This is a genomic window from Streptomyces sp. NPDC059695 (genome assembly GCF_042733785.1).
Taxonomy (GTDB): Bacteria; Actinomycetota; Actinomycetes; order Streptomycetales; family Streptomycetaceae; genus Streptomyces.
In genome coordinates this window covers 1-26,989 of sequence record NZ_JBHWFF010000041.1, presented here as the reverse complement: position 1 = coordinate 26,989, position 26,989 = coordinate 1, and the positions used below count along the sequence as shown (strand labels likewise).

Sequence of the window (26,989 nt, the reverse complement as noted above, 5' to 3'; positions counted from 1 at the left end):
TCGGGCGAACGCCCGCATTCTTCAGAATCCTGCGCGGCGGTGGCGCCGTCAACAAGAGCGGAAGAACACGCGGACTTCCGCGAGGACCGGTCCGCGGTTCCGCCGTCGATTTCTGCACGCGGTCTCCGAGAGGAATACAATCCGGTCATGGCAGGGCGAATTGAAGACTACGCCCTCGTCGGTGACCTGGAGACCGCCGCGCTCATCGGGACCGACGGGTCCGTCGACTGGTGGTGCGCGCCGCGCTTCGACTCGCCCGCCTGTCTCGCGGCCCTCCTCGGGGACGCCGGGCACGGCCGCTGGATCATCGCACCCGTCGGCGGAAGCCGCTGCACGCGCCGGAGTTACCGCGGCGACACCCTCGTCCTCGACACCGTGTGGGAGACCCTCTCCGGAACCGTCCGGGTCACCGACTTCATGCCGCCGCGCTGTTCGGGCGAAGGCGCCCCGAGGATCGTGCGCGTCGTGGAGGGGGTCACCGGACGCGTCGCCGTACGGGGCGAGTTGAGGGTCCGCTTCCACCACGGCAGCATCGTGCCCTGGACCCGCTCGACGGACCGGCACACCGTCGTCTCCGTCGCCGGACCCGACGCCGCCCACCTCTCCTGCGGACCCGGCGTCGAACTCGACGTCACCCCGGAGCGCACGACCTGCGAGTTCAGCGTCACCGCCGGCCGACGGGTCGCGTTCGTCCTCGGCTGGCGCCCCTCGCACGCCCCCGCCCCGCCGCCCGCGTCCCCCGGGGACGTCGCCGCCGCCCTCTGCCGCACCCTCGCCTTCTGGAACGACTGGGCCGCCGCCCTCCGCTACGAGGGGCCCGCGCGCGAGGCCGTGATCCGCTCCCTGCTCACCCTCAAGGCCCTCACCTACGCCCCCACCGGCGGCATCGTCGCCGCCGCCACCGCCTCCCTCCCCGAGTCCATCGGCGGCCACCGCAACTGGGACTACCGCTTCTGCTGGCTGCGCGACTCCACCTTCACCCTCTCCTGCCTGCTGCGCGGCGGCTACCGAGGGGAGGCGCTGGCCTGGACCGACTGGCTACTGCGCGCCGTCGCGGGCGATCCCGCCGACCTCCAGCCGCTGTACGGGGTCGAGGGGCAGCGGAGGCTCGCCGAGACCGACGCCGACTGGCTTCCGGGCTACGAGAACTCACGCCCCGTCAGATTCGGCAACGCGGCCTTCGGGCAGTTCCAGCTCGACGTCTACGGCGAGGTCCTCAGCACCGTCTACTCCGCCGTGCGCGCCGGAGTGTCCCTCGCCCCCGCGGCCTGGTCCCTGGTCGCCTCCCTCCTGGAGTACCTCGGCGAGCGCTGGCAGGAGCCCGACGAGGGCATCTGGGAAGTCCGGGGCCCGCGCCGCCACTTCGTCCACTCCAAGGTCATGGCCTGGGTCGCCGCCGACCGGGCCGTCCGTCTCGCCCGCGTCGCCGGACTGCGCGGCTCCGTCGCGCGCTGGCAGGCGCTCCGCGCCGAACTGCACGCGGAGGTCTGCGCCCGGGGGTGGAGCGAGGAACAGGGCTCGTTCACCCAGTACTACGGAAGCCGGCAGGTCGACGCCACCGCCCTGCTGATCCCCCGGCTCGGCTTCCTCCCGGCCGCCGACCCGCGCGTCCTCGGCACCGTCCGGGCGATGGGACGGCTCGACGACCACGGCTTCCTGCGCCGGTACGGAGACGTCAGTGACGGCGGCACGCACGAGCTCGACGACCTCGGCGGCACCGAGGGGACCTTCGTGGCCTGCACGTTCTGGTACGCCGACGCGCTCGCGATGACCGGCCGTGCGGACGAGGCCCGGACCGTCTTCGAGCGGCTCCTCGACGTCCGCAACGACGTCGGGCTCCTCGCCGAGGAATGGGACCCGGTGGCCGGCCGGCAGCTCGGCAACATGCCCCAGGCGCTCAGTCATGTCGCCCTGGTGAACACGGCGTTCACGCTGTACGGCACCCGCCGCCGCGATCGTGCGCGCCCCCTCGCCGTGGCATGATCGCGTCGTCCTCCGGCGTGGGGCCGGAGAGACGGGGGGTGGACCGTGTCCTGGAATCTCGCGATCCCGAGCGCCGTGCTCGCGGCACTGCTGGTGGCCGGCGGGGTGGCCGCTCTCCGCACGGGCTGGGTGATGCCCTGGCAGCGGCGGTGGGTCCACCGCCCCCGGCTCTTCGGCTGGGCGATGGTCACGGTGGCGGGCTCGGCGGCCTTCCAGGCGTCCACGGCCCTGATCGCCCCCCGCGGGATCGGCGCCGTCGCCCAGGGGGCCGCCCTGGGCCTGCTCCTCGCCGGGATGATCCTGCTGACCCTGTCCCAGCGCCCGGCTCCCGCCGCCTGACACCGCCCACCCGGCACCGCCCACCGGGGCCGCCCGTCCGCACGGCCGGGGCGGACGCCGTCGCCCGGCGTGTCGTTCGGGTGCCTCCAGCGGGCGCCACGGCCGGGCGTGGGTTCGAATCGGGGCATGGCTTCCTACGACAGGCTCCGCACCGGCGGCTCCCCGAGGCCGCCCAAGAACGCCGACACCTGGTGGTACGCCGCCGTGGCCGGCGAGGCCGCCGGCTCGTTCAGCGCGCGGGTCCGCACCCGGACCCGCCGTGCCTGCCTCGGGGCCGTCCTCCTCCTCACGGTCGTCTACGCGGGACTCGTGCTCACCGCGACCGGCCGCCGCTGGGGCGACGCCGCCGTGACCGGCCGCCGAGCCGACGCCGTCGCCGTCGCGGTGCTCCGCGACCACCCCTCGCTCGCCGGGCTCACCACGTTCTCCCTGGTCCTCGGCTGCGTCGTCCTCCTCGCCGTCGGCCTCATACGCAAGCGGTACGCCCTCACCGGCGCCGCCGCCGGAGGGGTCGTCACCGCCCTCGCCGTCACCGGACTCCTCCAGCGGTACGCCCCCCGCCCCCGGACCGTCGACACCGCCGGCGCCCTCGTCCCGAGCGGCTTCCCCAGCGTCCAGACCACCCTCGCCCTCGGGATCGCCCTCGGCCTGGTCCTCGTCGTCCCCAACCGCTCACGGGCCCTCGCCGTCGGCGCCGCCACCCTGTGGGCCGCCGCCGTCGGCGCGTACACCATCGCGACCGGGCACCACCGGCCCGGCGACGTCATCGCCGCCGCCCTCGTCGTCCTCGCCGTGACCTCCGGCCTCCTCGCCGTCATCGCCCGCAAGGGCCAGGTCCGCCCCGGCCCGCCCCGCGGGCCCGCCCTGCCCGGCCTCCCCGCGACCGTCCCGCTCGCCCTCCTCGCCCTGGCCGGCCTCGGCGCCGGGTTCTGGCTGCTCGGCGACACCCTCGCGCTGCCCGCCGCCGCCCCGTACGACCCGGACGAGCTCCGGCTCGCCCACCGCTGCGGCCAGGCCCTCGCCGCGGGCGTGGTCGCCGCCGCGGGTCTGACCCTGCTCACGGTGCTCCGCCGCGTGGACGTGGACGGCCCCCCGGCCGCGTACCGGCTCGGAGGGCCCTTCGTCGAAGCCGCGGGCGCCCCGCGCGACGGCGAGCTCGTGGGGCCCTTTACGGAGGACCTCGATCACGAGATATCTTGATGTCGAGCAATCTCGCATACGCAGACGTGGAGCGGAGCACCCGGTGACTGACTCGACCATCATCTACACCCACACTGACGAGGCGCCTGCCCTGGCGACGTACTCGTTCCTGCCCGTGATCCAGGCGTATGCCTCGCAGGCCGGAGTCACGGTCGAGACGCGTGACATCTCCCTCGCGGGCCGCATCATCGCCGTCTTCCCCGAGTTCCTGGAGGAGGGCCAGCGCATCGCCGACGCCCTCTCCGAGCTCGGCGACCTGGCCAAGACGCCCGGCGCCAACATCATCAAGCTGCCGAACGTCTCGGCCTCGATCCCGCAGCTCAAGGCCGCGATCGCCGAGCTCCAGGCGCAGGGCTACGCCCTCCCGGACTACCCGGACGACCCGAAGACGGAGCAGGACAAGGACGTCCGCGCCCGCTACGACAAGATCAAGGGCTCGGCCGTCAACCCGGTCCTGCGCGAGGGCAACTCCGACCGCCGCGCGCCGGGCTCGGTCAAGAACTACGCCAAGACCCACCCGCACCGCATGGGCGCCTGGACCTCCGAGTCCAAGACCAACGTCGCCACGATGAGCGAGAACGACTTCGCCTCCACGGAGAAGTCCACCGTCGCCACCCAGGACGACACCCTCCGCTTCGAGTTCACCGCCGCCGACGGCACCGTCAGCGAGCTCCGCGAGCCGCTGAAGGTCATCGCGGGCGAGGTCCTCGACGCCGCCGTCATGCGCGCCGCCGCCCTGCGCACCTTCCTCGGCGAGCAGGTCGCCCGTGCCAAGGCCGAGGACGTGCTCTTCTCCGTGCACCTCAAGGCCACGATGATGAAGGTCTCCGACCCGATCGTCTTCGGCCACGTCGTGCGCGCCTTCTTCCCGAAGACCTTCGCCGCGTACGGCGAGGCGCTCGCCGCCGCCGGCCTGTCCCCGAACGACGGCCTCGGCACCGTCCTGGGCGGCCTGGACGCGCTGCCGAACGGCGCCGAGATCAAGGCCTCCTTCGACGCCGAGCTCGCCGACGGCCCCGCCCTCGCGATGGTCGACTCCGACAAGGGCATCACCAACCTGCACGTGCCGTCCGACGTCATCGTCGACGCCTCGATGCCGGCCATGATCCGCACCTCCGGCCACATGTGGGGCCCGGACGGCCAGGAGGCCGACACCCTCGCGGTCCTCCCGGACCACAGCTACTCCGGCGTGTACCAGGCCGTCATCGAGGACTGCCGTGCCCACGGCGCCTTCGACCCGTCGACCATGGGCTCCGTCCCGAACGTCGGCCTCATGGCGCAGAAGGCCGAGGAGTACGGCTCCCACGACAAGACCTTCGAGATCGCGCAGGCCGGCACCGTCCGCCTGGTCGACTCCGAGGGCAACGTCGTCCTGGAGCAGGAGGTCGCCGAGGGCGACATCTTCCGCGCCTGCCAGACCAAGGACCTGCCCATCCAGGACTGGGTCAAGCTCGCCGTCACCCGCGCCCGCGCCACCGGCGCCCCGGCCGTCTTCTGGCTGGACGAGAACCGCGCCCACGACGCGCAGCTCATCGCCAAGGTGAAGCAGTACCTGCCGGAGCACGACACCGAGGGCCTGGACATCAAGATCCTTTCCCCGGTCGAGGCCACGACGTTCTCGCTGGAGCGCATCCGCCGCGGCGAGGACACCATCTCGGTCACCGGCAACGTCCTCCGCGACTACCTGACCGACCTCTTCCCGATCCTGGAGCTGGGCACCAGCGCCAAGATGCTGTCGGTCGTCCCGCTGATGGCGGGCGGCGGCCTCTTCGAGACCGGCGCCGGCGGCTCCGCCCCGAAGCACGTCCAGCAGCTCGTCAAGGAGAACTACCTCCGCTGGGACAGCCTCGGCGAGTTCTTCGCCCTGGCGGCCTCCTTCGAGCACCTCGCGACCACCACGGGCAACAGCCGCGCCCAGGTCCTCGCCGACACCCTCGACCGCGCCACCGGCACCTTCCTCAACGAGGACAAGTCGCCGACCCGTCGCCTCGGTGGTATCGACAACCGCGGCAGCCACTTCTACCTGGCCCTCTACTGGGCCCAGGAGCTGGCCGCCCAGACCGAGGACGCGGAGCTGGCGAAGGCCTTCGCCCCGCTCGCGGAGACCCTCACGGCGAACGAGCGGAAGATCGTCGACGAGCTCGTCGCCGTCCAGGGCTCCCCGGCCGAGATCGGCGGCTACTACCAGCCCGACCCGGCCAAGGCCGCGGCCGTGATGCGCCCGTCCGCCACGTTCAACGAGGCCGTCGCGTCCCTCGCCTGATCCGGCGCGAGACCCCCGTCGGCAGCGGCGGGCGGTCCCGTCAGTGGCGCTTCTCACGTCCGGGTGTGAACCTGGATGGATGAGCTGGGCATCTTGGACGACCGCCGGTGTCTACACCGGGCGAGGTGGGGTGCTGACCGACGAGGCGGGTGTCGTCACGGGCGATCTGACCGTGCACACGACGTTCGTCGAGCGCGAGGCACGCGTGGCCGTGCAGTACAGCGGCGCGTCCGACTGGTTCACCATGTCGGGCAGTCCCGTTCCGTGCGGATCGGAGGAGGAGAGCCGCGACCTGCACGACGCCGTCGTGGCCGCCGTCCGGGAGGGGAACGGGGCCACGGTCCCGACCCTGCCCGCGGCGCCACCGGTGTAGCCGCGTCCGGCAGAAAGTGTTATCCCTCCCAAGCCCGCGGGTCTCCCCCTCCGGGGGACTCGGACCAAGGGATGAGGGAGCACACCCATGGACAGCGACGAGCGGCGCACCACCGCCCTGGTAGAGGCGGCCAGGGCGGGTGACGCGGACGCCAGGGACGCACTGGTCCGCGACCACCTCCCGCTCGTCCACAACATCGTCGGCCGGGCCCTCGACGGCCACGCCGACGCCGACGACATCGTCCAGGAGACGATGGTCCGCGCCCTCGACGGCCTCACCGGCCTCCGCGACCCGTCGCGCTTCCGGTCCTGGCTCGTCGCCATCGCCATGAACGGGATACGGCGCCGCTGGCACGAGCACCGCCGGGCGCCCGTCCCCGGCCTCGACCGGGCCGCGGACCTCGCCGACCCGGCCGGCGACTTCACCGAGCTCACCATCCTCCGCCTCGGCCTGTCCGGACAGCGCCGCGACGTGGCCCGGGCGACCCGCTGGCTCGACGAGGACGACCACGAGCTCCTCGCCCTGTGGTGGCTCGAGGCCGCCGGCGAGCTCACCCGCGCCGAGCTCGCCGAAGGCCTCGGCGTCACGCCGCAGCACGCCGCCGTCCGCGTCCAGCGGATGAAGGAACGCCTGGACACCGGCCGCGCCGTGGTCCGCGCCCTCGACGCGCTCCCGCCGTGCCCGGAACTCGCCGAGACCGTCGCCACCTGGGACGGCCGGCCCTCCCCGCTCTGGCGCAAGCGGGTCGCCCGTCACCTGCGGACCTGCTCCGACTGCACCACCCGAGCCGCCGGCCGCCGGGGGCTAGCCCCGGTCGAGGGCCTCCTCGTCGGCATCGGCCTCGTCCCGCCCCTGACGGCCGCCGCCTCGCTGCACGACGCGCCGTCGATCGAGTACGCCGCCCACACCTCCCCGCAGCCCGCCGGCCGCTGGAGCCCGCTGCGGCGCGCCACCGCCGCCGGGGCCGCGGCCGTCGCCGTCCTCGGCGCGGTCGCCCTCCTCGTACCACCGGAGCCGGAGGCGCACGTCAAGCCGGGCCGGCCGGTCGCCGCACCCCCGCAGACGACCGCACCGGCCACGGCCTCGCCGCGCCCCGTGGCCACCGTCGCCGTCCCCGCCCCCACGACCGCGACCCCCACGCCCCGGCGCACCCCGCGCCCGACCCCGGCACCCGATCCGGGGGAGCGGGTCACCGCGCTCGTCAACCGGCTCCGGGCGGCGGCCGGCTGCGCCCCCCTGCGCACCGACCCCCGGCTGGTCGCCGCGGCCCGGGGCTACGCCCGGGACATGGCCGCCCGCGGCTACTACGGCCACAGCAGCCCCGAGGGCGACTTCGCGGACGCCAGGATCACCGCCGCCGGATACGACTGGAGCGCCTGGGCCGAGAACCTGGCACGCGGCGCGGCCGACCCGGAGACCGTCGTGGAGGACTGGCGGGACGGCTCCATGCACGAGGAGAACATGCTCGACTGCCGGTACCGGGACACCGGTGTGGCGACGGTGCCCGGTCCCGGGGGCCGGATCTGGGTGCAGAAGCTGGCCGCCCCCGCCTCCTGACCGCTCAGCGGCGGGCGCCGAAGTCCTGCACCCACCACGGTCCGTTGGCGGCGAGGGCCACCCCCACTCCGATGTCCTTGAACGAACAGTTGAGGATGTTCGCCCGGTGGCCCGGGCTGTCCATCCAGTCGGCCATGGCCCGCTCCGGGGTCTTCGGCCCGCGGTGGATGTTCTCCCCCCACGTCGACCAGGCGTACCCGGCGCCGCTGATGCGGTCGCCGGCGTCCCGGCCCTCCGGGCTGCGGTGCTCGTAGTAGTCGCGGGCCGCCATGTCGTCGGCGTGCGCCTGCGCGGCGGCCCGCAGCCGCCGCTCGGAGCGCAGCGGGCCGCACCCGGCCTTCTCCCGCTCGGCGTTGGCGAGCTCCACGACGTCCCGGACGTACCGCGGGACCGTCCAGCCGGCCGCCGGAGCCCGGTCCGGGGCGGCCGCGGCCGTCGTACCGGTCGCGGGCGTGGCCACGTACATCCCCGTCAGCACCGTGAGCACGCCGGCCGCTGCCCCGGCGAGGGTGACGGCGGTGCGGAAGGACGGCCGGAGCCGCCCCGGCCCGCCCCTTCTGCGGTGCCGGCCGACGGCGCGTCCGGCCGGGCCGGGGGGCCGGGGGCCGGTGAAGGGGGAGCCGGGTGCAGGGTCTTCGGAGTGGCCGGGACGGTCGTGGTGCCGCATGGAGCTCCGCTCTCTCGCCGAGGTCGCCGGACGGTCCGGCGCTGGGAGAGCCACCGGGGCGACGGCGGTAAGACTGTCCCGCCCCGGCCACCCCGACACTCCTCGTCAACGCGGCGTGTCAACCCGCGTCCGAGCCTGTCAGCCCTGCGGGATCACCGCCACCGGACACGGCGCGAGGTGCAGCGCCGCGTGCGCGACGGAACCGATCCGCGGGCCGACCGCCCCGCGCCGGGCCCGCCGGCCGACCACCAGGAGCTGCGCGCCACCCGAGACCGACAGCAGCACCTGTCCCGCGCTGCCCAGCTCCACGTGCTCGGCGACCGGCACGTCGGGGTAGCGCTCGCGCCAGGGGGCCAGCGCCTCGCGCAGCGCCTTCTCCTCGTACGGGACGAGACCGCCGGCCTCGTCCGCCAGCCGCATCGAGGCCGGACTGTAGGCGAAGAGCGGCGGAAGGCTCCACGCGCGCACGGCCCGCACCGAGGCCCCGCGCGCGGCGGCGGCCCCGAAGGCGAAGCCGAGCGCCGCCGCGCTGTCCTCCGGGCTGCCGTGCTGGCCGACGAGCACGTACCCCGCGGGCGGTTCGGCCTGCTCGCCGTCGCGGGACCGCACGGCCACGACGGGGCGGGTGGCCCCGGCGATGATCTGCTGCCCGTACGAGCCGAGCAGGAAGCCCGTGACGGCGCCGTGGCCGCGCGAGCCGATGACGAGCATCTCCGCCCGCTCCTCGGTGCCGAGCAGCGCGGCGACCGGGGTGTCGGGGAGCACCTCGGCCGTGAGCGTCAGCCCGGGGTGACGATCGGCGACGGTGGCCTCGGCCGCGCGCAGGACGGCGTACGCCGTGCGCTGCTGCTCCTCGGGGTCCTGGACGAGGGGGAGGTCGAGCGGTTCCCAGCGCCACGCGTGCGCGAGCCGTAGCGGGAGGCCCCGGCGCAGGGCCTCGCGGGCGGCCCAGTCGGCCGCGGCGAGGCTCTCCGGGGAACCGTCCACTCCTGCGACGATCTCACGACTCATCAGGCTGCCTCCGTCGGTGCGGTGACGGGCCCGCCCGGCGGCCGGCCCTCCTCGCACCAGCTTGGGCCCGACGGCAGCCCCGCGAGAGGGCCGGACGTCCCGACATGCCGGACCGTCCGTCCCTTTCCCCCGGGCGCTCAGGCCAGCAGGGTGAGCCGGGCGTGCGTGCCGTTGAGGTAGTGGTCCCCGATGTCCCGGAGCCGGTGGGCCGCCTGGGTGGGGGCGGTCAGCGCGCGGGCGTTGCGCCAGAAGCGGTCGAAGCCCGGCCCGCCGCTGCGGGAGTCGGCGCCCGCCGTGCCGTCGACGAGTTCGAGGATGCGGGTGGTGATGTGGACGGCCGCCCGGCCGCTGACGGTCTCGGCCGCCGCCACGAGGACGGCGATGTCGGCGCGTTCCTCCAGGCCGAGCGCCCACTCGGCGAGCAGCCCCCGGGCGAGGGCGTCCGTGGCCCGCTCCACCACCGCGGCGGCGGCGTGCGCGGCGGTGGCCAGCTCCCCGTAGGCGAGGAGGAGGTACGGGTCGTCCCCCGCGCCGACGGGCGCGGCGCCGCCCGAGGCCGAAGGGCCTCCCGCGGGATCGCCGGGAACCGGGCCCGCCTGGCCGGCGCGGCTGATGTCCCGGGCCTCGGCGAGCGCCCCCTCGGCGATGCCGAGTCCGACCTGGACGAGGAGCAGCCGCAGGGCGAGCGGCGCGAGGGTCGTGAACGGCGCGACGGCGTGCTCGTCGTGGGGCAGGGCCCCGAGGACGTGCCCGGGGTCCACCGGGACGTGGTCGAAGGTGACGGTGCCCGCCCCGGCCAGACGCTGGCCGACCCGGTCCGTACCGGCGTCGGTGAACACCCCCGGGTGGGCCGGGTCCACGAGGACCACGAGCAGGTCGCCGGTGCCGCCGGGGCGCGCGCCGACGACGAGCCGGTCCGCGACCGTCACCCCGGAGGCGAAGGTGCGGCGCCCGTCGAGGATCCAGCCGCCGCCGGGGCCGTCGGCGGGGGTGAGCACCAGACCGGGGTCGGACTCGGCGCGCGGCGGTTCCACGCCGCCCGCGAGCAGCCAGCGCTCCTCCGCCGTACACACGTCGAGGGAGAGCGCGCGGGGGGAGCGCGTGTCGCCGGTGTCGTGCGCGGGGCCGAAGAAGCGGCTGCTCCACGACAGGGCGTAGTGATGGGCGAGGAGTTCGCCGACGGAGCTGTCGGCGGCGGAGATCTCGCGCACGACCGCGCAGGCGGCCCGCAGGTCCGCGCCCCGCCGGCTCGGTCCCGGTGCGGTGAGGAGGGCGGGCAGACCGGCCTCCTGGAGCCGGGCGACCTCGTCGAAGGGCGCCTTTCCTGCGCGGTCCCGGGCGAGGGCGTCGACGGCCAGGTCGTCGGCCAGCTCGCGGGTGACGCGGGGCCAGATCTCGTCGTCGGCGGACCGGTCGGCGGGCCGGTCCGCGCACCGGCCGGGCGCTGCGGAGGCGGTGCGTATCGCTGGTCTCTTCGGCGATCTCCTCGGCGTACTCACGTCACCTCACCTGATCCCTAGTATTCCCACTGGAACAGTAGGGATACTGGCAGAGGCGACCGCCGGAGCCCAAGGGGCGTCCACGGGCTGGACAGGGACGTATCGACCGACGAGACGCCGTCAGGTCCACGCAGGTGACGGCGGGTTGACCTCCCGGCGGGCGGCGGTGGCACCCGCGGCGGAGCGAGCCGTGAGAGGGGGCTGGGGTGGGACCCGCGGCGGAGTGAGCCGCAGGAGTGGGCGGCGGTGGCACCCGCGGCGGAGTGAGCCGCAAGAGCGGGCTGCGGTGGGACCCGCGGCGCGGAGAGCCGTGCGAGCGGGTGCCCGTGGCACCCGCGCCGGGGCCGGCCCTTCGAGCGGTCAGGGGTTGGTCCACGCCTCGGGGTCGTCCGCGAGCGCGACGATCTCCGCCGGGAGCTCCGCCGCCGCGAGCTCCGCGAGCGACACCCCGAGCACCCCGCGGACACTCGCCCGCAGCGCGATCCACAGCGTGAGCAGCGACTCCGCGGGACCCGTGTACGACAGGTCCGGCGGCCGCTCCCCGCGCACCGAGACCAGGGGGCCCTCCACGCAGCGGATGACGTCCGCGACCGAGATCGTCTCGGCGGGCCGCGCCAGCCAGTACCCGCCGTTGCCGCCGCGCTGGCTCTGCACCAGACCGCCCTTGCGCATGTCGCCGAGGATGCCCTCCAGGAACTTGTGCGAGATGTCCTGGTCCCCGGCGATGGCCTCGGCCTTCAGCGGCCCCGCGTCCTGGGCTGCGGCGAGCTGGAGGGCGGCCCGCACGGCGTAGTCGGCCCTGGCTGAAATGCGCATGCGCGCATTATTCCGCACGGGCGTGACCGGATCCGTGCGCACGGGCCGCGGCGCGTGGGACGAGCCGTACCGCACCCTTGACGTCACTCGTGACCGGCCGGACACTCATGGACGGGAAAACCGAGCGAACAGGTAGGAAACCATGGGACGCACCGGCCGGAGGGACACCTCGCCCGCCGCGCCCCTCCCGCGCTCGCTGCCCCTCACGTCCCGCCGGCACATCGATCTGCTGCGGGTCTGCAGCGCCGCGAGTCGCCGTTCCCGCCCGGGCGTCCCCCCGGCCACCGAGGCCTGAACCCCAGGCCCGTCCCCGGACGCCCGCCGCGGTCCGCCCGTCTCCTCTTCCCGTACCTCTGCTGCCTCCGGGCCCCGCGCGACCCCCCGCGTCACACCGTCGTGACCCGGGCCCCGCGCGCCGCCCGGCCCAGCACCGAGCACCCCCGAGGGAGAAGCATGTCCGTCGTCGTCCCGTCCTCGCTCCTGCCCGCCTCCGCCACTCCCGCCTTCCGGGGCAGGATCGGCCGCGACGCGAGCAGCGGCCACTACGCCGTGCCGCACCGCTACCGCCTCCACGTCGACCCGGCCGACCCCCGGTGTCTGAGCATCGCCCTCACCCACGGCCTGCTCGGACTCGACGACACGCTCCCGCTCACCGTCCTCCCCGACACCCCCGACACACCCGACGGCGGGTACACCGTGCTCCGGCCGTTGTACGAGGCGAGCGCCCACCTCTACACCGGGCCGGCCGCCGCACCCGTGCTCAGCGACGGATGGACCGGACGGATCGTCAGCACCCACGTCCCCGACATCCTGCGCGACCTCGCCCTGCGCTTCCGCGGCGACGGACCCGACCTGCTGCCCGAGGAGCACCGCCACGCCGTCGAGGCCGTCGCCGACCTCTGCGAGCGCAGCGTCAACCGCGCCGCCCAGCGCGCCGGCGAGCTCGGACTCGACGGCGAGGCCGCCCACCGCGACCCGCTCACCGTGCTCTTCTCCGCCCTCGGATCCCTGGAACGCCGCCTCGCCCACCGGCCGTACGTCCTCGGCGACGCGCCGACCGCCGCCGACGTGCACGTCTGGGTCACCCTCGTCCAGCTCGACACCGTCCACCGCTGGCACCTCGACGCCGCCGCCATGGACCGGGTCGCCGGACACACCGCGCTGTGGGCCTACGCCCAGCGCCTCGCCGCCCGCCCCGAGTTCGCCCGCCACCTCGACATCGACGCCGTCCTGCGCCGCCACCGCGCCCACTGCCGGGGCCGGGAGGCCGCGGGCGCCGGGATACGGATCGTCGACTGGTCCGCCGCCCGGCGCTGACCCGCCGGGCGTCAGCCGATGCGGTGCCCCGCCAAGGGGCCCGTGTCGTCGCCCGCACCCGCGCGGACCCCGCGCAGGAAGGCCTCCAGGGCCTCCACCGAACTCGCCGCCGGCTCCCACCCCAGCTCCCGCCGGGCCCGCTCGGTGGCGAGCAGGGGCAGGTGCCGCAGCGCGTCGAACAGCCCCGGTGACGCCGCGGCGAGCCGCAGCCGCCAGGCCGCCGCCACCGCCCCCCGTACCGCGCCCGCGGGCACCTTCACCGGCCGGGCGCCCAGCATCCCGCCCAGCACCGCGCCGTCGATCACCGGCTCCGCCGCCAGGTTGAACGCGCCCCGCACGTCCCGCAGGAGCGCCCTGCGGTACGCGTCGGCCGCGTCGTCCGTGTGCAGGACCTGGAACCGCAGCCCGTCGAACTCCGGCAGCAGCGGCAGCAGATCGGGCCGCACCAGCTGTCCGGGGAAGAACCGTCCGGCGAAGATCCGCCGCTGCCCGCTCGCCGACTCCTCCTTGAAGAGGAACGCCGGACGCATCCGGACCACCCGGGTCTGCGGATGGTCCCGCTCGAAGGTGTCGAGGACCCGCTCCAGGTAGGCCTTCTCCCGGGTGTACGCGGCGCCCGGCCAGCCGTGCGTCGGCCACGCCTCGGACACCGGCGCGCCGCCCTCGGGTCCGGGGGAGTAGGCGCCCACCGACGAGGCGTGCACCAGGACCGGCACCCGTGCCGCCGCCACCGCGTCGAAGACGCGGACCGCCCCCAGGACGTTCGTCCGCCAGGTCTCCACGGGGTCGTGGGTCGGCCCGAACCGCCAGGCCAGGTGCACCACCGCGTCCGCGTCCGCCACGTGCTGCGCGAGCCGGGGCGCGTCCCCCTCCCGGGAGAGGTCCAGCTCCTCCCACTCCACCCCCGGGAGTTCCAGTCCCGGCCGGCGACGGGCGAGACCGAGGACCGAACCCACGGCCGGATCCCGGGCCAGGGCCCGGACCAGGCTCGTACCCACGTTGCCGGTGGCGCCCGTGACGACGACGCGCGAAAGCGTGCTCGGGTTCATGTCTCCGACCCTCCGCCATGGGGCGCGGAAGCGCATTCCGGAGGCGGCGCCGCAGCGGGGCGGTCACGCACCGTGGCCGTACGGTTCGCGGGGGTGGCCGACGGCCGGGAACATGGAGCGACTCAGGAGACAGGAGAAACGGCCATGCTGCTGCCCGACAGGAACACCGTCGACCGGCTGCTCCGGCATTTCCGCGCACAGGAGCGGACCGTGCTGGACAGGCCGTGCGACCTGTCGGCCCGCCGGCGCTTCGAGGACACGGCGTACACCCTGTGCGTCCTGATGGGAGAGCGCACCGCCTCCGCGGCCGTCCTCGCCGCGGAGCGGTACGTGACAACCGGAGGGGATCAGGAATCGAGAAGCGTGGCCGTCGTGCCGCCACTAGCGTGACCGTCATGACCTTCGCCCACGTGCCCGACGCGCGCGCCGCACGCGTCGGCCCCGGCGCGACCGGCCCCGGACGCGAAGGCACACCGTCACGACCCGCGCGAACGCTGGAGACACGATGAGCAAGGCCCCGAGGGCGGACGCGCAGGCGTCCGCACCCCACGCCGCCGACCGGCACGACCTGATCCGCGTCCACGGCGCACGCGAGAACAACCTCAAGGACGTGAGCATCGAGATCCCGAAGCGCCGGCTCACGGTCTTCACCGGCGTCTCCGGCTCGGGCAAGAGCTCCCTCGTGTTCGACACGATCGCGGCCGAGTCGCAGCGGCTGATCAACGAGACGTACAGCGCCTTCGTCCAGGGCTTCATGCCCACCCTCGCCCGGCCCGAGGTCGACGTCCTCGAAGGCCTGACGACCGCGATCATCGTCGACCAGCAGCGCCTCGGCGCCGACCCCCGCTCCACCGTCGGCACCGCCACCGACGCCAACGCGATGCTGCGGATCCTCTTCAGCCGGCTCGGCAAGCCGCACATCGGCCCGCCCAGCGCCTACGCCTTCAACGTCCCCTCGGTCCGCGCGAGCGGCGCCATCACGGTCGAGCGGGGCACCAGGAAGACCGAGCGCGCCACCTTCGAGCGCACCGGCGGCATGTGTCCGGGCTGCGAGGGCCGGGGCACGGTCTCCGACATCGACCTCACCCAGCTCTACGACGACACCCGGTCGCTCGCCGAGGGCGCGCTCACCATCCCCGGCTACACGCCGGGCGGCTGGAACTACCGGCTGTACACCGAGTCGGGCCTCGTCGACCCGGACAAGCCCATCCGCAAGTACACCAAGAGGGAACTGGCGGACTTCCTCCACCACGAGCCGGAACGCATGAAGATCGCCGGGATCAACATGACCTACGAGGGTCTGATCCCGCGCATCCAGAAGTCCTTCCTCGCCAAGGACAAGGAGGGCATGCAGCCCCACATCCGGGCCTTCGTGGAGCGCGCCGTCACCTTCACCACCTGCCCCGACTGCGACGGCACCCGGCTCAGCGAGGGCGCCAGGGCCTCGAAGATCCGGCGGATCAGCATCGCCGACGCCTGCGCGATGCAGATCAGCGACCTCGCCGACTGGGTCCGAGGCCTCGACGAGCCGTCCGTGGCGCCGCTGCTCACGGCGCTCCAGCTGACCCTCGACTCGTTCGTGGAGATCGGCCTCGGCTACCTCTCCCTGGACCGGCCCTCGGGCACGCTCTCCGGAGGCGAGGCGCAGCGCGTCAAGATGATCCGCCACCTCGGCTCCTCGCTCACCGACGTCACGTACGTCTTCGACGAGCCCACCATCGGCCTGCACCCGCACGACATCCAGCGGATGAACGACCTGCTGCTCCAGCTGCGCGACAAGGGCAACACCGTGCTCGTCGTGGAGCACAAGCCCGAGGCCATCGTCATCGCCGACCACGTCGTCGACCTCGGCCCCGGCGCCGGCACGGCGGGCGGCACCGTCTGCTTCGAGGGGACCGTCGACGGACTGCGGTCCGCCGGCACCGTCACCGGCCGCCACCTCGACGACCGGGCCTCCGTCAAGGACTCGGTGCGCACGCCCACCGGCGCCCTGGAGATCCGCGGCGCCTCCAACCACAACCTGCGCGACGTCGACGTCGACATCCCGCTCGGCGTGCTGACCGTCGTCACCGGCGTCGCCGGCTCCGGCAAGAGCTCGCTCGTCCACGGGTCGATCCCCTCCGGGGAGGAGGTGATCTCCGTCGACCAGGGCGCGATCCGCGGCTCACGGCGCAGCAACCCCGCCACGTACACCGGGCTGCTCGACCCGATCCGCAAGGCCTTCGCCAAGGCCAACGGCGTCAAGCCCGCGCTGTTCAGCGCCAACTCCGAGGGCGCCTGCCCCACCTGCAACGGCGCGGGCGTCATCTACACCGACCTGGGAATGATGGCAGGCGTCTCCTCGACCTGCGAGGACTGCGAGGGGAAGCGGTTCCAGCCCTCGGTCCTCGAATACCTCCTCGGCGGGCGGGACATCAGCGAGGTCCTCGCCATGTCCGTGACCGACGCCGAGGAGTTCTTCGGCTCCGGCGAGGCGAAGACGCCCGCCGCCCAGCGCATCCTCGCCCGGCTCGCCGACGTCGGACTCGGCTACCTGAGCCTCGGCCAGCCGCTCACCACGCTCTCGGGCGGCGAGCGGCAGCGGCTGAAGCTGGCCACGCACATGGGCGACAAGGGCGGCGTCTACGTCCTCGACGAGCCGACGACCGGCCTCCACCTCGCCGACGTGGAACAGCTCCTCGGCCTCCTGGACCGGCTCGTGGACTCCGGCAAGTCGGTCATCGTCGTCGAGCACCACCAGGCGGTCATGGCGCACGCCGACTGGATCATCGACCTCGGGCCCGGCGCGGGCCACGACGGCGGGAAGATCGTCTTCGAGGGCACGCCCGCCGATCTCGTCGCGGCCCGCTCCACCCTCACCGGCGAGCATCTCGCGGAGTACGTCGGCGCCTGACCCACCGGCGGCGACCCGAGACCGCTCCCGGCCCGGGCCGCCGCCCGGTCCCGCGCCCGGGTCACCGCTCCGGCCCGTCCTGGAGCGGTCGCTCGGCTCCTCGGGAACACCGTCCGGGCCGGTCCCGGACGGTGATCCCGCAGGCTGGAAACCGGACCGGGCGGCCCGCGCCGAACCGCCACCGGCACGGCCGGGGTCCACGGCCGCGCCGCACGGCCGACGCCCCGGCAGGCCGTCAGGCCTGGTGAGCCGTCCTGCGCCGCCATCCCCACAGGGCGAGCGCGGCGGCGCAGGCCGAGGCCACCAGGGCCAGCGGCAGCCCCGCCGACGGACCCTCCGCCTCCGCCTCCGCCACCGTGGACTTCGCCGCCGGCGGGGTCACCGCCTCCGCCCCCGCGCCGGCCGCCCGCCCGGGAGCCGCCGCCCGGGCGGGCTTCTCACGGGCCACCGACACGGTCCGCGTGCCCGGGTCGGCCGCGGCCTTCGCCCGCACCGGCACGAGGGAGCCCACCGGCTCCACCCGTCCCGCCGCCTCGAAGCCCCAGTCGAGCAGCGACCGCGCCTCCTCGTACACGGCGAACCCGCCGCCCTCCTGCGGGTTCATCACCGACACCACGAGCGTCCGGTCGCCGCGCCGGGCCGCCGAGACCAGGGTGTTGCCCGCGTTGCTCGTGTAGCCGTTCTTGATCCCGAGGAGCCCGGGATAGCGCTCCACCCCGTCCGCGCCCGTCAGCAGCCGGTTGGTGTTGGCGATGCCGTACGACCAGGAGCCCGCGGGGAAGTCCGCGTACGACGTCGAGCAGTACCGGGCGAAGGCCGGGTCCTGGAGCCCGGCCCGGCCGAAGACCGCCAGGTCGTACGCGGAGGACACCTGGCCGGGGGCGTCGTAACCGTCGGGGGAGACCACGTGGGTGTCCTCGGCCCCCAGCGAGCGGGCCTTCTCCTGCATCTGCCGGGTCATCGACTCCCAGCCGCCGTTCATCTCCGCCAGGACGTGCACGGCGTCGTTGCCCGAGCTGAGGAAGACACCGTTCCACAGGTCGGAGACCTTGTACGTGTACCCCTCCTTCACGCCGACGAGGCTGCTGCCGGCCCCGATCCCCTCCAGCTCGGCGTCGGCCACGGTGTGCCGCTCCGAGGGCCCGTGGTGGGGGAGCGCGGTCAGCGCGAACAGCGTCTTGAGGGTGCTCGCCGGCGGCAGCCTCCGGTGCGCGTTCCGCGCGGCGAGCACCTCGCCCGTGGAGGCGTCGGCCACCACCCAGGAGAGCGCGGAGACCGAGGGCATCTCGGGCGCGCCCGCCAGGCGCTGCACCTGGGTGCCCTTCCGGCCGAGCCGCGCCGGGTCGACGTGCCGGCGGGCCGGCGGGGTGGGCTCCCCGACCGAGGACACGGCGCGCGGCACCGGGCCGGCGGGAGAGGCGACGGCCGCCGGAACGGGCAGCACGAACAGCAGCGCCGCGGAGCCGGCGGCGGCATGACGAACAGCTGACGTGACGATCATTCAGTCACCGTAGGAAGGAGGCGCGGAGCGCGCAGATCGGAGTGCGCCGACCGGCGTAGCGGGTGTGGCGTACGGCGGCGCGTCGTGCGTCCGCCCGGGTGGTGTCCGGACGCCCGAGGTCCCCGGCCCGCCGTCGGCGGCACAGGGCATCCTTGTGACGTGCCCTCATACCCCGACCAGAGCAACGCCGTTCCGGCCCGTGCGACCGGACCGGCCCCCGTCGAACCGGCGGCCCGGCCCGTCCCCGGCCCCGCCCGGGAGGCCGGGACGCCCGCCGGGCCCTTCGGCGCGCCCGCGCTCCGGACCGGGCAGCCGTCCCGCACCGCCCCCGACGGGCACATGATCGTGTGCGGGGACGACGCCCTCGCCCACCGCCTGGCGCGCGAGCTCCACGAGGTGTACGGGGAGCAGGTGACCCTCCTGGTGCCGGTACCGCCCGGCGCGCCCCGGGCACCCGAGGGCCGCGCCGGCCGGGCGCTCGCCCTCTTCGGCCGGGTGACCGCCGCCGTCACCCGCACCACCGGCGCGGGAACCGCGGCCGGATCCCCCGGGGACGGCGCCGACCCGGCCGGAGCCCCGCGGGTCGTCGAGTCCGCCGAGGCGGACGACCGGGCCCTGGCGGACGCCGGGGTGGAGCGCGCGGCAGCCCTCGCCCTCGTCCACGAGGACGACGAGACCAACATCCGGGCCGCCCTCACCGCCCGCCGTCTCAACCCCCGGCTGCGCCTGGTGATCCGCCTCTACAACCGCAAGCTCGGCCAGCACCTGGAGACGCTCCTCGACCAGGCCGCCGCCGTCGCCGAACCCGGCCTCGACCCCGAGAAGCTCGACGCCGCCACCACCGTCCTCTCCGACGTCGACACGGCCGCCCCCGGCCTGGCCGCGGCAGCCGTCGCCGGCACCAGCAAGGTGGTCCAGGCCGGGGGACTGCTGCTGCACGCCGTCGACCGGCCGCCCGTCGCGGGCCGGGCCCCCGACCCCGGGCTCTGCACGCTCGCGCTGCTGTCCGCCACCGCGGGCGACCCGGTGGGCTGCGAGGGATCCGAGCACAGCGGCGAGGCGGGCCCCCGGCTCCTGCCCGACGACCGCACCGTCGCCGCGGCCACCGGACGGGCCGCGGTCACCCTCGAAGCGGTCACTCCGGCGGGCCCTCCCCTCCACCCGGCGCGTCTCGCCGCCTCGGCGCTGCCCGTCGCCTCGCTCTTCTCCCGCCGCCTGCGCTGGTCCCTCGCGGGCGCCGTCGCCGCCGTCCTCGCGCTCGCCCTCGCCTCCACCTTCACCACCGGCGACCACCCCCTGCACGCCGCCTACCTGACGCTCCTCGACATCTTCGCCATCGGCGACCCGGCCGTCGGCGAACCGACCGGCCGTCAGGTCCTGCAGATCCTCGCGGGGTTCGTCGGCCTCCTGCTGCTCCCGGTGATCGTCGCCGCCCTCCTCGAAGGCCTCGGCACGTTCCGGACCGCGACCTCGCTCCGCCGCCCGCCGCGCGGGCTCTCCGGGCACGTCGTCCTCCTCGGGCTCGGCAAGGTCGGCACGCGCGTCCTCGCCCGGCTCCGCGGGCTCGGCATCCCCGTGGTCTGCGTCGAGTCCGACCCGGAGGCCAGGGGCGTCGCCGTCGCCCGCAGGCTCCGCGTCCCCACCGTCATCGGCGACGTCACCGAGGAGGGCGTCCTGGAGGCCGCCCGCATCCACCGTGCCCACGCCCTCCTCGCCCTGACCAGCGTCGACATCACCAACCTGGAGGCCGCGCTCTCCGCCCGCGCCGTCACCCCCGGGCTGCGGGTCGTCCTCCGCCTCTTCGACGACGACTTCGCCACCGCCGTGTTCCGCACCCTGCGCACCGCCCACCCCGGGGCCCTCACCCGAAGCCGCAGCGTCTCCCACCTCGCCGCGCCCGCCTTCGCCGGGGCGATGATGGGCCGCGAGGTCCTCGGAGCCGTACCGGTCGAGCGCCGCGTCCTGCTCTTCGCCGCCGTGGACGTCGCCGACCATCCCCTCCTGGACGGCCGGACGGTGGCCGAGGCCTTCCGCCCCGGCGCCTGGCGGGTCATCGCCCTCGACGGACCCGGCGGCTCCGGCGAGGGGTGGCGCCTCCGGCCGGAACGGCTCCTCGGGGCGGAGGACCGGGTGGTGGTGGCCGCCACCCGCCGCGGCCTCGCCGAACTCCTGGGCCGGGGCGGCCGGGAGGACCGCGGCGTCCCGGACGACTCCGCACGGGCCGAGCGCGGTCGACCGTAGGATCTGACCGCCCACGTGCCGAGATCGCGCCGCATCCGCAGTCAGGAGTGCCTTCGTTGAACACCCCGCACACCACCCCGGACGCCACCCCGGACGCCGCCCGGCCGCCGCACGTCATGGACCCGGCGGGCGGCTGCCCGCACGCGGCCAACGCCCGGCTGCTCGCCGAGGGCGCCGTGGCCCCCGTACTCCTGCCCGGCGGGATCGAGGGCATGGCGGTGCTCGGCCACGACGCGCTGCGCGACTTCCTCTCCCACCCCGATGTCGCCAAGGGGCCGGGGCACTTCACCGCCCTCACCGAGGGCCGCATACCCGACGGCTGGCCGCTGCGGACCTTCGCCACCGTGCCCGGCATGACCACCGCGGACGGGGCCGACCACCGCCGGCTGCGCACCCTGGTCAGCAGCGCCTTCACCGCCCGCCGGGTCGAGGAGCTCCGCCCGCGCGTCGAGACGGTCACCGCCGGACTCCTCGAAGGACTCGCCGAGGCCGCCCGGGAGGGCGACGGCGTCGCCGATCTGCGCCGCCACTACGCGCTTCCCCTGCCGCTCGGCGTCATCTGCGAGCTCCTCGGCGTCGACCCGGCCCACCAGGACCGGCTGCACCACCTCTCCAGCCTGGTCGTCGCCACCGACACCGAGCCCGCGCGGGCCGTCGCCGCCAACCGGGAACTCGTCGAACTCCTCGGTGCCATCGCCGCGGCCAAGGCCGCCGCCCCCGGCGAGGACCTCACCAGCGCCCTCATCGCCGCCCGCGACGAGGGCGGCGACCGGCTCAGCCAGCCCGAGCTCATCGGCACCCTGCTCCTGATGATCATCGCGGGCCACGAGACGACGCTGAACCTCGTCACCAACGCGGTCCGCGCGCTCTGCGCCCACCGCGACCAGCTCGCCCTCGTCACCGGGGGCCGCGCCGGGTGGGCCGACGTCGTGGAGGAGACCCTCCGCTGGGACAGCCCGGTCAGCTACTTCCCGTTCCGGTACCCCACCCGCGACCTCACCGTCGACGGCACCCTCATCCCCCGGGGGACCCCCGTCCTCGCCGGATACTCCGCGGCCGGCCGCGACACCACGGCGCACGGCCCCGACGCGGACCGCTTCGACATCACCCGCGCCACGGAGGCGAAGCACCTCTCGCTCGGTCACGGCCCCCACTACTGCCTGGGCGCGCCGCTCGCCCGGATGGAGGCCGCGATCGCCCTGGAGGCGCTCTTCACCCGCTTCCCCGACCTGGACCTGGCCGTCCCGGAATCCGAGCTGGCGCCCCACGCGGGCTTCGTCGGCAACAGCGTCCGCGCCCTCCCCGTCCGCCCGGGCGGCTGACGGCGGCGGCTCAGGCGGGGGCGGGGGAGGTCCGCAGGGCGGAGACGAGGCGCAGCAGCCGGTCCTCGTTCCCCGCGAGGCCGGCGGCGCGCAGCGCCTCGTCCGCCTCCGCCATCGGATGAGTGAGCATCACCCCCGCGTACGGAGCCAGCTGGGGGTCGGTCAGCACGGCCTGCGTGGACTCGAGCAGCCGCAGGTACGCCTGGGCCGCCGCGCGCTCGGTGGCGGTGATCGTGGTCATGTCGGGCTCCCTCTCGACAGTTCGGCGCTCACCACCCTCTCGTACGGGTCTGACAATCGGGCTCAGGCCCGCCCGCCGAGGTGCGCCGCAAGCCGCTCCAGGAAGACCCGCTGCCCGGACACGAGCAGCGGAGCGGCGGCCTCCGGAGCGAACCAGCCCACCCGGTCGATCTCAGGGAACTCCCCCCGCACCCCGGACCGGGGCGGCCACTCCATGAAGAAGGTCCCCGGCACCACGGCCGCCGGGTCGAGATCGCCCTCCACGGCCCACACGGTGACGAGCTTTCCGCTCCGCTGGCGGGCCTCCCCGAGCGCCAACCACGCGCCCTCCGGCGCCGGGAGACCCAGCTCCTCCCGGAACTCGCGGCGCGCCGCGGCCTCCGGGGCCTCGTCGGGCTCGTACTCCCCCTTGGGGATCGACCAGGCCTCCTCCTCGCGGGACGCCCACAAGGGGCCGCCCATGTGACCGATGAGGACTTCGACGCCACCGCCCGTCGTACGGCGGAAGACCAGGAGACCCGCACTGCGCTTGTCCGGCATGCGTCCAGTCTGTCCGAAAGGCCCGGCCGCCGCACCCACCCCGTGCGGGGGGCCGTCACTCTTCCTCGGCGCCGAGTGTCACCGGCCCGCCGGAGAGCGTCACACCGGACGTCCACCGCGCCCCGAGCCGTACCGAGCGCCAGGGGACCAGCGTCCCGCCCAGCCGTTCCCGCCCCAGCTCGACGCCGTCCTGGGTGACGGTCAGGACGGGGCGTACGAGCCGCCGCTCCGGCCGGACGAGCAGCGGAGCGGGACCGGGACCGAGGAGCCCGGGCGTCACCCACCGCAGCGGACCGGCCGCCGTCACGGGGACACCGGCCCGCGGCCAGGGGCCCCCGGCGAGCCGTTCGAGCACGGCCGCCGCCGCCGTCCGCCCCTCGGCGGCCGCCACGAGCGCCGGCTCCACCCCGCGCAGGAGGTTGCCGACGGCGAAGACGCCCGGCTCGGCGGTGCGGAAGTCCCGGTCCGTCACGGGGCCCCGGGTGCCCGGGGCGAGGGGCAGTCCGCGGGTGCGGACGAGCTCGTGGTCCGGGATCCAGTCACCCGTGAACACCACCGTGTCGCAGCGCAGTACGGTCGCCCGCCCGTCCCCGCCCCGCACCGCGACCCCGGTCAGCCGGCCGCGCCCGAGCAGCTCCGTCACGACGGCACCGGTCAGGACCGGGACCCCCGCGAAGGCGACCGCGGGGGAGGCGAGTCCGGTGACGACGGCCGCCACGTCCACGCCGGCCGTGCGCAGCGCCCGCACCGCGCCGCGGGCCACGGGGTCGCCGCCGACGACCACGGCCCGTCGTCCGATGTGCTCCCGGCCCGGCCCGAACCGGGCGACGATCCGCTGGAGTTCGCCCGTGGTCAGCACCCCGGCGGGTCGCGTGCCCGGGACGAGCCGGGCGCTGCGGGGGCGCTCACGGGCGCCCGTGGCGAGGACCACCGCGCGGGCCCGGACGCGTTCGAGTCCGGTCGGGGAGGTCACGTCCAGGGTGAGCGGCCCGGCCCAGCCCGTGGCGGACACCCCGGTACGGACGGTCGCCCCCGCCCGCAGCGCCCGCCGCACCGCGCGCCGGGCGTACGCCGGGCCGTCCAGGGCACGCCCCCGGGAGTCCGCGCCGAACCCCGGCCGTGCGCAGTGGCGCGGCACCCCGCCCGCCGCGGCCTCCCGCTCCAGGACCTCGACGCGGCCCGCGCCCGCCGCCGCGAGCCGGGCCGCCGCGGCGAGCCCGGCGGGTCCCGCGCCCACCACGAGGACGTCCACCGTCCGGTTCACCCGGCCCCCTCTCCGTACGCCCGCCGCTCGAACAGCGCCCGTACCTCCGCGCCGCAGTGGTGGCCCTGGCAGCGACCGCCCCGGGCACGCGTCCTGCGCCGCAGCCCGTCGAGCCCGCCGGGCGGGATCGTCGAGGCGAGCGCGGCCCGGATCTCGCCGCGGGTGACCCGCTCGCAGTGACAGACGATCGTCCCGAACTCCGGATCGCGCGCGATGAGTCCGGCGTCGCGGTACGGACGAGGGAAGGCCTCGCCGAGGTTGGGCATCCGGACCGGGGCGAGCGGGCGGTCCTGGCCGGGTTCGAGGCCGCAGTCCGCGAGGAGCCCGAGGACGTGCTCGGCGATGGCCAGGGAGGCGGTGAGCCCGGTGGAACGGATCCCGCCCACCGTCACGTAGCGCAGCGCGGGATGGGCGGCGATCCGGTAGTCCTCCTGCCCGGTGGCGGCCCGCAGTCCCGCGTACACGGCGGTGACCTCCTCGTCGAGCAGCGCGGGAAGGATCCTGCCGCCCTGCTCCCGCAGCCCGGCGAGCCCCTCCGCCGTCGTGCCCGTCGCGGTCTTGTCGCGCAGGTCCTCGGCGGTGGGGCCGAGCATGACGTTCCCGTACACCGTCGGTGAGACGAGCACGCCCTTGCCGAGCGGCCCGGGGACCGGCAGCAGGATGTGCCGGACCAGGTCGCGGGCGAACTTGTCGAAGACGAGCAGCTGGCCGCGGCGCGGGGTGACGGTGAAGTCCTCCCGGCCGACCAGCGCGTCGAAGGCGTCGGCGTGCAGACCGCAGGCGTTGACGAGGAGGCGGGTCCGCAGCACCCCGCGCCGGGTGACGAGCCGGTGGTACGGATCACCCGGACGCACCTTCTCCACCCGGCAGTTCAGATGCAGGTCGACGCCGGAGCGGACGGCCTGGGTGGCGTAGGCGAGGGTGGTCGTCCACGGGCAGATCACCGACTCGCCCGGCACTTCGAGCGCGCCCAGCGCGCCGGGCCCCAGGTGCGGTTCCCGCGCGGCCAGTTCGGCGGCCCCGAGCATCCGGGTGGTGCGGTGGCCGTTGCGCGCGGCCTTCGCGGCGAGGCGGGGGAGCGCGGACAGCTGCTCCTCGTCCCAGGCGACGAGCAGCGCGCCGAGCGGCTCCACCGGGATGCCCGCCTCCCGGGCGTACCCGCCCAGCAGGCGGTGTCCCTCACGGACGAGCCGGGCCTCCAGCGTGCCGGGCACGGCGTCGAAACCCGTGTGCAGAAGGGCCGTGTTGGCCTTCGAGGTCCCGTCGCCGACGTCGTTCGCGGCCTCCACGAGCGCGATCCGCAGGGGATGGCGGGCCAGCGCGCGGGCGATCGCGGATCCGACGACCCCCGCGCCGACGACCACGACGTCGTACGCCACGTCCTCACCGCCGGGGAGCGGCCCGCTCCGCGTGACGTCCCCGGCTCGACCGCCGGGACGCGGCCCGTTCCGCGTGACGTCCCCGGCCTCGCCGCCGGGGAACGGCTCAGTCCGCTCACCGGCGGGGGCCCGCCCGTTCCGCGTGACGCTCACGCGACTCCGCCGGCGGCCGGCGTGCCCTCCGACCGCTCCACCAGTGCCGACACCGCCGCGCGGAAGCGTCCGAGGCGCTCGGCCGCCTCGGCGGCCGGGATGCTCGGCTCGTACACGGCCGAGGGCTTCCACTCCGGCACGGCCTCGCGGAGCGAGAGCCCCGGCCGGTGGCCGAGCCGGGCGGCCGCGCCGACCCCGAGCGCCGTGGCGTCGGGCAGCGAGGCCACCTCGACGGGCCGTTGCAGCAGGTCGGCCTGGGTCTGCATGAGCAGGGCCGACTGCGTCAGACCACCGTCGGCGCGCAGCGCGGTCAGCGGCGCGCCCCGGTCCGCCGCGGCGGCCGTGGCGAGTTCCACGACCTGCGCGGCGATGCCCTCGCACAGGGCGCGCACCAGATGGCCCGGCCCGGTGTCGAGGCCCAGACCGGTGAGCGAGCCGCGCACGTCACCCCGCCACCAGGGCGCGGCGAGCCCCGCGAACGCGGGGACGAAGGTGACGCCGCCGCTGTCCGGCACTCCGCCGCCCACGGAGTCGAGCGCGTCGGCGCCGCTGATCACGCCCAGGTCGGTGAGCCAGCGCACGGCCGAGGCCACGGTGTACACCTGGCCGTCGAGGCAGTGAGTGACGCGTCCGCCGAGCCGCCAGGCCACGCAGCTCACCAGACCGGAGGCGGTGCGCCGGGGCTCGGGTCCGGTCCGGGCGAGGAGGAAGGCGCCCGTGCCGTACGTGCACTTGGCGGCGGCGGGGTCGTCGGCGCTCTGGGCGAGCAGCGCGGCCTGCTGGTCGACCAGGAGGCCGGTGAGCGGCAGCGGGGGGCCGAACGCGGTGGTGGTGCCGACGGGGGCGTCGCAGTCCACGACCCGGGGGAGCGACTCGCCGCCGAGCCCGTACAGGTCGAGCGCGGTCTCCGACCAGGCGACCGTGTCCAGGTCGAGGAGGCCGGTCCGTCCCGCGGTCGCCGCGTCGGTGACGAACGCGCCGGTGAGCCGGTGGACGAGCCACGCGTCGCTGGTGGTGACGACGCCCGCGCCGGTGGCGTGACGGCGGATCCAGGCCATCTTCGGCGCGGCGAAGTACGGGTCGACCGGAAGGCCCGTGATCCGGCGCAGCTCCTCGGCCCGGGCGTCGAGCTCCGCGCACACGGAGGCGGCCCGGCGGTCCTGCCAGACGAGGGCGTCGGTGAGCGGCTGCCCGGTGGCGGGATCCCAGGCGAGCACGGTCTCGCCCTGGTTGGCCAGGCCCACGGCGACGACGCGGGTGTCCGCCTCGGCGAGCGCCGCGCGCCCGGCGGCGACCACCGAGTCGTAAACCTCACGCGGGAGCGCCGCGACCAGTCCGCCGGGGAGGTACGCGGGCCCGAGCCGCGCCCTCACGGTGGCCAG

22 protein-coding genes are annotated in these 26,989 nt (G+C 75.5%); 11 read left to right on the top strand and 11 right to left on the bottom strand.

What is annotated here, in order from left to right; genetic code table 11:
- Positions 1 to 147 precede the first annotated feature (147 nt).
- The 6 genes from ACFV2S_RS33245 (at position 148) to ACFV2S_RS33220 (ending at position 7,715) form a co-directional block, all read left to right on the top strand.
- A complete protein-coding gene (locus ACFV2S_RS33245; protein WP_385567939.1) occupies positions 148 to 1,983 on the top strand; it encodes a glycoside hydrolase family 15 protein in 1,836 nt (611 codons plus the stop codon).
- A gap of 45 nt (positions 1,984 to 2,028) precedes the next feature.
- A complete protein-coding gene (locus ACFV2S_RS33240; protein ID WP_385567936.1) occupies positions 2,029 to 2,322 on the top strand; it encodes a hypothetical protein in 294 nt (97 codons plus the stop codon).
- Between the two features lie 126 nt (positions 2,323 to 2,448).
- A complete protein-coding gene (locus tag ACFV2S_RS33235; protein WP_385567932.1) occupies positions 2,449 to 3,522 on the top strand; it encodes a phosphatase PAP2 family protein in 1,074 nt (357 codons plus the stop codon).
- Between the two features lie 43 nt (positions 3,523 to 3,565).
- On the top strand, positions 3,566 to 5,785 hold the full coding sequence (locus tag ACFV2S_RS33230; RefSeq protein ID WP_385567928.1) for an NADP-dependent isocitrate dehydrogenase: 2,220 nt from the start codon (positions 3,566 to 3,568) through the stop codon (positions 5,783 to 5,785).
- Between the two features lie 79 nt (positions 5,786 to 5,864).
- On the top strand, positions 5,865 to 6,158 hold the full coding sequence (locus ACFV2S_RS33225; protein WP_383797613.1) for a hypothetical protein: 294 nt from the start codon (positions 5,865 to 5,867) through the stop codon (positions 6,156 to 6,158).
- A gap of 87 nt (positions 6,159 to 6,245) precedes the next feature.
- Complete coding sequence (locus ACFV2S_RS33220; protein ID WP_385567924.1) at positions 6,246 to 7,715, top strand: sigma-70 family RNA polymerase sigma factor; 1,470 nt, start codon at positions 6,246 to 6,248, stop codon at positions 7,713 to 7,715.
- 4 nt (positions 7,716 to 7,719) lie between these two features.
- On the opposite strand, the gene ACFV2S_RS33215 is transcribed toward ACFV2S_RS33220, so the two are convergent.
- From ACFV2S_RS33215 to ACFV2S_RS33200, 4 genes are all read right to left on the bottom strand, one after another.
- Positions 7,720 to 8,382 (bottom strand): CAP domain-containing protein, encoded by a 663-nt coding sequence (locus ACFV2S_RS33215; RefSeq protein ID WP_385567921.1) that lies wholly within the window; start codon positions 8,380 to 8,382, stop codon positions 7,720 to 7,722.
- Between the two features lie 138 nt (positions 8,383 to 8,520).
- Positions 8,521 to 9,393, bottom strand: a complete 873-nt coding sequence (locus ACFV2S_RS33210) for a universal stress protein (RefSeq protein WP_385567917.1) — start codon at positions 9,391 to 9,393, stop codon at positions 8,521 to 8,523.
- 137 nt (positions 9,394 to 9,530) lie between these two features.
- A complete protein-coding gene (locus ACFV2S_RS33205) occupies positions 9,531 to 10,892 on the bottom strand; it encodes an acyl-CoA dehydrogenase (RefSeq protein WP_385567914.1) in 1,362 nt (453 codons plus the stop codon).
- Between the two features lie 360 nt (positions 10,893 to 11,252).
- On the bottom strand, positions 11,253 to 11,708 hold the full coding sequence (locus ACFV2S_RS33200) for an RrF2 family transcriptional regulator (RefSeq protein ID WP_383797618.1): 456 nt from the start codon (positions 11,706 to 11,708) through the stop codon (positions 11,253 to 11,255).
- Between the two features lie 453 nt (positions 11,709 to 12,161).
- Between ACFV2S_RS33200 and ACFV2S_RS33195 the strand changes: the two genes are divergently transcribed.
- On the top strand, positions 12,162 to 13,025 hold the full coding sequence (locus ACFV2S_RS33195) for a glutathione S-transferase C-terminal domain-containing protein (RefSeq protein ID WP_385567907.1): 864 nt from the start codon (positions 12,162 to 12,164) through the stop codon (positions 13,023 to 13,025).
- Positions 13,026 to 13,036: 11 nt separating this feature from the next.
- On the opposite strand, the gene ACFV2S_RS33190 is transcribed toward ACFV2S_RS33195, so the two are convergent.
- Positions 13,037 to 14,074 (bottom strand): NAD-dependent epimerase/dehydratase family protein, encoded by a 1,038-nt coding sequence (locus ACFV2S_RS33190; protein ID WP_385567903.1) that lies wholly within the window; start codon positions 14,072 to 14,074, stop codon positions 13,037 to 13,039.
- Between the two features lie 144 nt (positions 14,075 to 14,218).
- Between ACFV2S_RS33190 and ACFV2S_RS33185 the strand changes: the two genes are divergently transcribed.
- Together ACFV2S_RS33185 and ACFV2S_RS33180 are read left to right on the top strand one after the other, a co-directional pair.
- Positions 14,219 to 14,464: a DUF5133 domain-containing protein gene (locus ACFV2S_RS33185; protein WP_383797621.1), complete on the top strand. Its 246-nt coding sequence runs from the start codon at positions 14,219 to 14,221 to the stop codon at positions 14,462 to 14,464.
- Positions 14,465 to 14,579: 115 nt separating this feature from the next.
- On the top strand, positions 14,580 to 16,967 hold the full coding sequence (locus ACFV2S_RS33180; RefSeq protein WP_385567898.1) for an ATP-binding cassette domain-containing protein: 2,388 nt from the start codon (positions 14,580 to 14,582) through the stop codon (positions 16,965 to 16,967).
- Between the two features lie 235 nt (positions 16,968 to 17,202).
- Here the strand turns inward: ACFV2S_RS33180 and ACFV2S_RS33175 are convergent, their stop codons facing one another.
- The gene (locus tag ACFV2S_RS33175; protein WP_385567894.1) at positions 17,203 to 18,468 is read right to left on the bottom strand and encodes a D-alanyl-D-alanine carboxypeptidase family protein; all 1,266 of its coding nucleotides are present in this window, start codon (positions 18,466 to 18,468) and stop codon (positions 17,203 to 17,205) included.
- A 339-nt stretch (positions 18,469 to 18,807) separates the two neighbouring features.
- On the opposite strand from ACFV2S_RS33175, the gene ACFV2S_RS33170 reads away from it, so the two are divergent.
- Together ACFV2S_RS33170 and ACFV2S_RS33165 are read left to right on the top strand one after the other, a co-directional pair.
- Positions 18,808 to 20,709: an NAD-binding protein gene (locus ACFV2S_RS33170; RefSeq protein WP_385568026.1), complete on the top strand. Its 1,902-nt coding sequence runs from the start codon at positions 18,808 to 18,810 to the stop codon at positions 20,707 to 20,709.
- A gap of 116 nt (positions 20,710 to 20,825) precedes the next feature.
- Positions 20,826 to 22,031, top strand: a complete 1,206-nt coding sequence (locus ACFV2S_RS33165; RefSeq protein WP_385568022.1) for a cytochrome P450 — start codon at positions 20,826 to 20,828, stop codon at positions 22,029 to 22,031.
- A 10-nt stretch (positions 22,032 to 22,041) separates the two neighbouring features.
- On the opposite strand, the gene ACFV2S_RS33160 is transcribed toward ACFV2S_RS33165, so the two are convergent.
- The 5 genes from ACFV2S_RS33160 to ACFV2S_RS33140 form a co-directional block, all read right to left on the bottom strand.
- Positions 22,042 to 22,272, bottom strand: coding sequence for a hypothetical protein (locus ACFV2S_RS33160; RefSeq protein ID WP_383798233.1), 231 nt, complete (start codon positions 22,270 to 22,272; stop codon positions 22,042 to 22,044).
- Between the two features lie 62 nt (positions 22,273 to 22,334).
- Positions 22,335 to 22,811 (bottom strand): NUDIX domain-containing protein, encoded by a 477-nt coding sequence (locus ACFV2S_RS33155; protein ID WP_385567888.1) that lies wholly within the window; start codon positions 22,809 to 22,811, stop codon positions 22,335 to 22,337.
- A 55-nt stretch (positions 22,812 to 22,866) separates the two neighbouring features.
- Positions 22,867 to 24,075: an FAD-dependent oxidoreductase gene (locus ACFV2S_RS33150; protein WP_385567885.1), complete on the bottom strand. Its 1,209-nt coding sequence runs from the start codon at positions 24,073 to 24,075 to the stop codon at positions 22,867 to 22,869.
- Positions 24,072 to 25,454: an FAD-dependent oxidoreductase gene (locus ACFV2S_RS33145; protein WP_385567882.1), complete on the bottom strand. Its 1,383-nt coding sequence runs from the start codon at positions 25,452 to 25,454 to the stop codon at positions 24,072 to 24,074. Before ACFV2S_RS33145 ends, ACFV2S_RS33150 begins: the two co-directional genes overlap by 4 nt.
- A gap of 149 nt (positions 25,455 to 25,603) precedes the next feature.
- A partial coding sequence (locus ACFV2S_RS33140; RefSeq protein WP_385567877.1) for an FGGY family carbohydrate kinase occupies positions 25,604 to 26,989 on the bottom strand: 1,386 nt, incomplete at its 5' end.

Excerpts from the sequence above, each read along its gene's own strand:
- ACFV2S_RS33165 (WP_385568022.1), top strand. The coding sequence starts at position 20,826 with ATGGACCCGGCGGGCGGCTGCCCGCACGCGGCCAACGCCCGGCTGCTC.
- ACFV2S_RS33235 (WP_385567932.1), top strand. The coding sequence starts at position 2,449 with ATGGCTTCCTACGACAGGCTCCGCACCGGCGGCTCCCCGAGGCCGCCC.
- ACFV2S_RS33210 (WP_385567917.1), bottom strand. The coding sequence starts at position 9,393 with ATGAGTCGTGAGATCGTCGCAGGAGTGGACGGTTCCCCGGAGAGCCTC.
- ACFV2S_RS33220 (WP_385567924.1), top strand. The coding sequence starts at position 6,246 with ATGGACAGCGACGAGCGGCGCACCACCGCCCTGGTAGAGGCGGCCAGG.
- ACFV2S_RS33245 (WP_385567939.1), top strand. The coding sequence starts at position 148 with ATGGCAGGGCGAATTGAAGACTACGCCCTCGTCGGTGACCTGGAGACC.
- ACFV2S_RS33185 (WP_383797621.1), top strand. The coding sequence starts at position 14,219 with ATGCTGCTGCCCGACAGGAACACCGTCGACCGGCTGCTCCGGCATTTC.
- ACFV2S_RS33190 (WP_385567903.1), bottom strand. The coding sequence starts at position 14,074 with ATGAACCCGAGCACGCTTTCGCGCGTCGTCGTCACGGGCGCCACCGGC.
- ACFV2S_RS33170 (WP_385568026.1), top strand. The coding sequence starts at position 18,808 with ATGATCGTGTGCGGGGACGACGCCCTCGCCCACCGCCTGGCGCGCGAG.
- ACFV2S_RS33160 (WP_383798233.1), bottom strand. The coding sequence starts at position 22,272 with ATGACCACGATCACCGCCACCGAGCGCGCGGCGGCCCAGGCGTACCTG.
- ACFV2S_RS33215 (WP_385567921.1), bottom strand. The coding sequence starts at position 8,382 with ATGCGGCACCACGACCGTCCCGGCCACTCCGAAGACCCTGCACCCGGC.
- ACFV2S_RS33195 (WP_385567907.1), top strand. The coding sequence starts at position 12,162 with ATGTCCGTCGTCGTCCCGTCCTCGCTCCTGCCCGCCTCCGCCACTCCC.
- ACFV2S_RS33200 (WP_383797618.1), bottom strand. The coding sequence starts at position 11,708 with ATGCGCATTTCAGCCAGGGCCGACTACGCCGTGCGGGCCGCCCTCCAG.
- ACFV2S_RS33155 (WP_385567888.1), bottom strand. The coding sequence starts at position 22,811 with ATGCCGGACAAGCGCAGTGCGGGTCTCCTGGTCTTCCGCCGTACGACG.
- ACFV2S_RS33225 (WP_383797613.1), top strand. The coding sequence starts at position 5,865 with ATGAGCTGGGCATCTTGGACGACCGCCGGTGTCTACACCGGGCGAGGT.
- ACFV2S_RS33180 (WP_385567898.1), top strand. The coding sequence starts at position 14,580 with ATGAGCAAGGCCCCGAGGGCGGACGCGCAGGCGTCCGCACCCCACGCC.
- ACFV2S_RS33175 (WP_385567894.1), bottom strand. The coding sequence starts at position 18,468 with ATGATCGTCACGTCAGCTGTTCGTCATGCCGCCGCCGGCTCCGCGGCG.